Here is a 5,815-nt window from a genome sequence, read left to right as displayed (position 1 = left end):
GCGGGCCAGTTCCCGGCGCATGCGTTCGCTGGAGAAGCCCAGGAGGGCGCGGACCAGGTGGAAGAGAAAGAGGCTGAGGTCGGAGAAGGTCCTGGGCCTGCCGGGTTTTCTCTCCCCTTCTGGCAAGCGGGCTTGGAGCCATGCCTGGAGCAGGGGGACCAGTTCCTCCAGGGACAGGGGNAGGATGGAAGGGGGCGTCTGGTGTTCTTCCACAGCTCACCAAGCGCCCCCTTTTCCTTTGGCTTGTCAAGGGGGTATGCATTGAATATCCGAAAGGGGGGTTCAAATAGTTTGAAATGAAATATTCTTCAAGGGTGGTTTGGGAGGTTCTGGGCCGGATCTGGAGGCTCCAGCGGAGCCTACGGGAGGAGACCGAGCCTGCCCTGGAGGCCCTGGGGCTTACTGGCCTCGAGGCCTGGCTCCTCCGCGTCCTGGAAGCCCACCCCTACCCCTCGGAGGCCGCCCGGCGCATGGGCCTGCCCCTGCCCACGGTGAGCCACATGCTCCGCCGCCTGGAGGAGGGGGGTTTTGTGGAGCGCTCCCTGGACGCCAAGGACCTCCGCCGCTTTGCCTTCCGCCTTACGGCGAGGGGGGAGGCGGCCCGCAGGCAGGCGGAGGCCCTCATGGAGGCCGCCGTGCGCCGGCGCCTGGCCCGCTTAAGCCCAGAGGAGGTCCAGGACCTTCTGTCCCTTTTGGCACGCTTGGAGGAAACATGAACCCCACCCCGCAAGAAGTCCGCTACACCATGCTGGGCATCTTTCTCGGCATGTTCTTGGCCGCGCTGGACCAGACCATCGTCTCCACCGCCCTGCCCCGCATCGTGGGAGAGCTCAGGGGGGCCGAGTACTACGCCTGGGTCACCACCAGTTACCTCCTCACCTCCACGGTGTCCGCTCCCATCTTCGGCCGCCTCACCGAGCTCTTCTCCCGCAAGACCATCCTGCTTTGGGCGGTGGGCCTCTTCCTCCTGGGTTCGGCCCTTTCCGGCCTCTCCCAGAACATGGCCGAGCTCATCCTCTTCCGCGGCCTCCAGGGGGTGGGGGGCGGGGCCCTCTTCGCCCTGGCCCTCACCACCATCGCCGTCCTCTTTCCCCCTCGGGAGCGGGGGCGGCTGGCGGGGGCCTTTGGGGCCATCTTCGGCCTCTCCTCCGCGGTGGGGCCCTGGCTTGGGGGGCTCCTTACGGACCACCTCTCCTGGCGCTGGGTGTTCTACATCAACATGCCCGTGGGGGCGGTGGCCCTCTGGTTCATCCTGCGCTATATGCCCAGGCTGAAGCCCGCTCACCGGGAGCCCTTTGACTTTCTGGGGGCTTTTCTCCTCGTCCTCTGGACCGTGCCCCTGATGCTGGCCTTCTCCTGGGGCGGGAGCACCTACCCCTGGGGGAGCCCGGTGGTCCTGGGCCTCCTTTTGGGGGCCGGGGTGGGCCTGGGGGTCTGGGTGTTCTCCCAGCTTCGGGCTACCCATCCCCTCTTTGACCTCTCGGTTTTCCGCATCCCTACTTTTTCGCTTTCCGCCCTGGGCGCCTTCTTCTACGGCCCCGCTTTCCTGGGGGCGGTGGCCTTCTTGCCCCTTTACCTGCAGGTGGTGAAGGGGGTTTCCGCCAGCCAAAGCGGCCTCACCGTGCTTCCCCTGACCCTGGGGGTGGTGGTGGGCAGCGTGGGTGGGGGGCAGCTTTTGGCCCGCCTGGGGCGCTACAAGCCCCTCCTCCTGGGAAGCGCCCTCTTCCTTCTGGCCCTTTTCCTGGTGCTCCACTTTGTGCTGGCGGTGGGCACGCCCCTTTACCTGGTCATCCTCCTCTTCTTCCTCCTGGGCCTGGGGCTTGGCCCGGCGCAGAGCGTGCTCAACGTGGTGGCCCAGAGCGACCTGCCCAAGGAGCGCATGGGAAGCGGCACCAGCATGGTGCAGTTCACCCGGCAGATTGGGGCCACCATGGGGGTGGCCCTCCTGGGCACCGTCCTGGCCCAAAGCCTGAGCCACCACCTGCAGGCGGCCTTCCCCGGGGGGGCCACCCCGGCCATGGCCCGGAGTGGGGAGGGGATGGCCCTGGACCTGGACCGGGAGTTTGCCCGCCTCGAGGTCCTCCTCCCCCGGGCCCTCCGGGGGGACCAGGCGGCCTACGAGGCCCTGGTCCAGGACCCCTTCCTGCCCGCCCCCTTCAAGGAGGCCCTGAAGCCTGGGGGCATCCCCGCCCAGTTTGCCCAGGTGGAGGCCCGTCTGCGGCAGGCCCTGGCGGGGGACGAGGCGGCCCGGAAGGCCCTTCTGGCCGAACCCCTCCTTCCCCAGGAGGCCAAGGCCCTCCTCCTGCCCGGGGGGTTCGTCAAGGGCACCCTGGCCCTGCTGGAGCGGGCCTGGTCGGGGGATGAGACGGCCAGGAAGACTCTCCTTGCCTCCCCCCTGGGCCCGGGGCTTGCCCCTTTACTGCAGGCTCCGCCCCCTCCTTCCGCCCGGCCTGCGCTCCTTGCGGAGCTGGAGGCGCGGCTGGTTCAGGAGGAGGCCCGGGTCTTTGCCGGCCTCGAGGCCGCCCGGGCCAAGGCCCTGGAGGAAGCTCCCCGCCAGGCCCTAGCCCAGCTCCAGGCGGTGCGGGCCAAGGTGAAGGGGGCCCTGATGGAGGGCATCGTGGAGGCCTTGCGGCGCATCTTCCTCTTCGGCGCCTCCTTCACCCTCCTGGCCATCCTGGCCTTCAGCTTCCTCCCTGACCGGGAGCTCAAGGGGGGCCTGGCCCCGCGGGCTTCGCTAGAGTGAGGGGATGGAAGGGCTTTACCTGGTGCTGGGCGAGGGGCTTTCCGAGGAGGCCAACCGCCGGGCCCAGGCCCTGGCCCGCGCCCTGCGGGAGGCCTCCCTCCCCGGCCTTTGGGAGGCCGTGCCCGCCTACGCCACCCTCTACCTGGAGTACGACCCCAAGCGCCTCTCCCGTTCCCAGCTCCTGCGCCGCCTGCGAGGGCTGGCCTGGGAGGGCCAGGAGGAGGGGAGGCTCCGGGAGCTCCCCGTGCGCTACGACGGGGAGGACCTGGAGGAGGTGGCCCGGCGCACGGGCCTGAGCCTAGAGGAGGTGAAGCGCCGCCACCAGGCCCCCCTGTACCGGGTCTTTGCCCTGGGCTTCACCCCCGGTTTCCCCTTCATGGCCCCGGTGGACGCGGCCCTACGCCTGCCCCGCCGCCCCCACCCCCGGCCCAGGGTGCCGGCCCACGCCGTGGCCATGGCCGGCGCCCAAACCGGGGTCTACCCCCTGCCCTCCCCCGGGGGGTGGCACCTCCTGGGCACGGCCCTGGTGGCCGTCTACGACCCCCACCGGTCCGAGCCCTTCTACCTCCTTCCGGGGGACCGGGTGCGCCTCAGGGAGGCCGAGGGGCCCACGCCTCCTGAGCCCCTCCCCCTGGAGCTCCTCCCGGAGGCCCCCCGGCTTCCCGCCCTGCGGGTGGAGGAGCCCGGGCTTCTGGACCTGGTGGTGGACGGGGGGCGGTTCGGGGCGGGGCACCTGGGCCTGGCCCGCTCGGGCCCCCTAGACCCCCGCTCGGCGGCCCTGGCCAACCGCCTGGTGGGCAACCCCCCCGATGCCCCCCTGCTGGAGGTGGCCTACAAGGGGCCCACCCTCACCGCCCTGAGGCCCCTGGTGGCGGCCCTTACAGGGTACGGTCTGGTGGGCCTTCTGGAAGGGGAGGAGATCTCCCCAGGGCAAAGCTTCCTCTGGCCCAAGGGCAAAACCCTTCGCTTCCGCCCCAAGGGGAAGGGGGTGCGGGCCTACCTGGCCCTGGCGGGGGGCCTGGAGGTCCGGCGCTTCTTTGGTTCGGCCTCCCCGGACCTGCGGGGGCGGGTGGGGCGGCCCTTAGGGGCGGGGGATGTCCTGGGGTTGGCGGAAGAACGCCTGGTGCGGCCAGGACTAGCCTTTCCCCAGAGGCCCCTTCCTGAGGCCTTCCGGGTGCGGCTTCTGCCCGGGCCCCAGTTCACGGAGGAGGCCTGGGAAGCCCTGCTTTCCGGGCCCTTCCGGGTGGTGCGAGCGGACCGGATGGGGGTGGAGCTTTCGGGCCCTGAGGTCCCCGGGGGAGAGGGGCTTTCCGAGGCCACGCCCCTGGGGGGCATCCAGGTCCCCCCCTCGGGCCGCCCCCTGGTGCTCCTGGCCGACAAGGGGAGCCTGGGAGGGTACGGCAAGCCAGCGGTGGTCTGGCCGGGGGACTTGGGGCTTTTGGGGCAGGTCTGGCCTGGTGCAGAGATTTTGTTCACCAACTTGTCTAATCGTGAATATAAGCACAAGATAATCCCCAGGATTCCCTGGGAGCCCTGACCCGAAAAGGAACCGAAAACCCAGGGCCTAGACCGCCTCCACCACCATGGCGATGCCCTGGCCCACGCCGATGCACATGGTGGCGAGGCCCAGGGGGACGCCCCGGCGGCGCATCTCGTACACCAGGGTGGTGAGGATGCGGGCCCCCGAGGCCCCCAGGGGGTGGCCCAGGGCGATGGCCCCCCCGTTGGGGTTGAGCCGGGGGTCCTCGGGGGAGAGGCCCCACTCCCGCAGAACAGCCAGGCTCTGGGCGGCGAAGGCCTCGTTGAGCTCAATGAGGCCCATGTCCCCCAGGGTGAGGCCGGCCCGCTCCAGGGCCTTCCGGGTGGCGGGCACGGGGCCGATGCCCATGATCCTGGGGGGCACCCCGGCCACGGCGACGCTGCGCACCCGGGCCAGGGGCCTGAGGCCGTGGGCCCTGGCGTAGGCGTCGGAGACCAGGAGGAGGGCGGCGGCCCCGTCGTTCAGGGGGCTGGAGTTGCCGGCGGTCACCGTGCCCCCCTGGCGGAAGACGGGCCTGAGCTGGGCCAGGGCCTCCAGGCTGGTGTCCCGCCGGGGCCCCTCGTCCACGGCCACCAGGACCTCCTCCTTGCCCCGGCGCACGGGCACGGGCACCACCTCCTCCGGGAAGCGGCCCTCGTCCCAAGCCCTCACCGCCTTCTGGTGGGAGAGGAGGGCGAAGCGGTCCTGCTCCTCCCGAGGGATCCCGTACATCTCCGCCAGGTTCTCCGCGGTCTCCCCCATGCTCTCCGTGCCGTAGAGGGCCTGCATGCGGGGGTTGACCAGGCGCCAGCCCAGGGTGGTGTCGTACATGACCAGGTTGCCGGTGGGGAAGGGGCGCTCGGCCTTGGGCACCACGAAGGGGGCACGGGACATGGACTCCACCCCGGCCCCCACGTAGACCTGGCCCTCCCCGGCCCAGATAGCCCGGGCGGCCTGGGCCACGGCCTCCAGGCCCGAGCCGCAGAGGCGGTTCACCGTGCAGCCGGCCACCTCCACGGGGAAACCCGCCAGGAGAAGGGCCATGCGGGCCACGTTGCGGTTGTCCTCCCCCGCCTGGTTGGCGCAGCCGGCGTAGACGTCCTCCACCTCCTCCTTGGGGACGCCGGCCCGCTCCATGAGGGCGGAGAGGGCGTGGGCCAGAAGGTCGTCCGGGCGCACGGGGGCCAGGGCCCCCCCGTGCTTGCCGATGGGGGTGCGCACCGCTTGGATGATCCAGGCTTCGGGCATGGGGCCTCCTAACCGAACGGTCGGTAGTAGCTTAGCGGCTAGGGGGAGGGAGGTCAAGGCGCCTTGGGCTTGCCTTGCAAAGGTCAGGAGGACGGGTGTATATCTCTCTCCTGATGGGCAAGCGAGGCTTCCTTCGCAGGGAGGCAAGCCCCAAGGAGGTCTTGGAACACTGCCTGCGCCTGGCCCGGGAGGTGGCCCCTCCCACCCCCAAAGGCAAGCGGGGCCGCCCCTGGCGCTACAGCCACGCCCTTTACCTGGCCCTCCTTCTCTTCCGCGCCTTCTTCCACCTCACCTACCGCGAGACG

The 5,815-nt window shown here is 70.7% G+C and carries 4 protein-coding genes and 1 pseudogene; 4 read left to right on the top strand and 1 reads right to left on the bottom strand.

The features are described 5' to 3' along the window. Positions 1 to 314: 314 nt before the first annotated feature. Genes B128_RS0100310 through B128_RS0100300 form a run of 3 tightly spaced genes read left to right on the top strand, consistent with a single transcriptional unit; the run spans position 315 to position 4,280 of the window. Complete coding sequence (locus B128_RS0100310) at positions 315 to 716, top strand: MarR family winged helix-turn-helix transcriptional regulator (protein ID WP_018110315.1); 402 nt, start codon at positions 315 to 317, stop codon at positions 714 to 716. Beyond that, positions 713 to 2,743: an MDR family MFS transporter gene (locus B128_RS0100305; protein WP_018110314.1), complete on the top strand. Its 2,031-nt coding sequence runs from the start codon at positions 713 to 715 to the stop codon at positions 2,741 to 2,743. Before B128_RS0100310 ends, B128_RS0100305 begins: the two co-directional genes overlap by 4 nt. A 4-nt stretch (positions 2,744 to 2,747) precedes the next feature. Then, on the top strand, positions 2,748 to 4,280 hold the full coding sequence (locus B128_RS0100300; RefSeq protein ID WP_018110313.1) for a 5-oxoprolinase subunit B/C family protein: 1,533 nt from the start codon (positions 2,748 to 2,750) through the stop codon (positions 4,278 to 4,280). Between the two features lie 27 nt (positions 4,281 to 4,307). On the opposite strand, the gene B128_RS0100295 is transcribed toward B128_RS0100300, so the two are convergent. Beyond that, the gene (locus tag B128_RS0100295) at positions 4,308 to 5,510 is read right to left on the bottom strand and encodes a thiolase family protein (RefSeq protein ID WP_018110312.1); all 1,203 of its coding nucleotides are present in this window, start codon (positions 5,508 to 5,510) and stop codon (positions 4,308 to 4,310) included. Between the two features lie 95 nt (positions 5,511 to 5,605). Here B128_RS0100295 and B128_RS12025 point away from each other — a divergent pair. Further along, a pseudogene (locus B128_RS12025) lies at positions 5,606 to 5,815 on the top strand (hypothetical protein); the annotation flags it as partial.

This window comes from Thermus igniterrae ATCC 700962 (assembly GCF_000376265.1).
Classification (GTDB): Bacteria; Deinococcota; Deinococci; order Deinococcales; family Thermaceae; genus Thermus; species Thermus igniterrae.
The sequence above is the reverse complement of the archived record's forward strand: the minus strand, read 5'-3'. Positions and strand labels throughout refer to the sequence as shown.

Excerpts from the sequence above, each read along its gene's own strand:
- B128_RS0100305 (WP_018110314.1), top strand. The coding sequence starts at position 713 with ATGAACCCCACCCCGCAAGAAGTCCGCTACACCATGCTGGGCATCTTT.
- B128_RS0100300 (WP_018110313.1), top strand. The coding sequence starts at position 2,748 with ATGGAAGGGCTTTACCTGGTGCTGGGCGAGGGGCTTTCCGAGGAGGCC.
- B128_RS0100295 (WP_018110312.1), bottom strand. The coding sequence starts at position 5,510 with ATGCCCGAAGCCTGGATCATCCAAGCGGTGCGCACCCCCATCGGCAAG.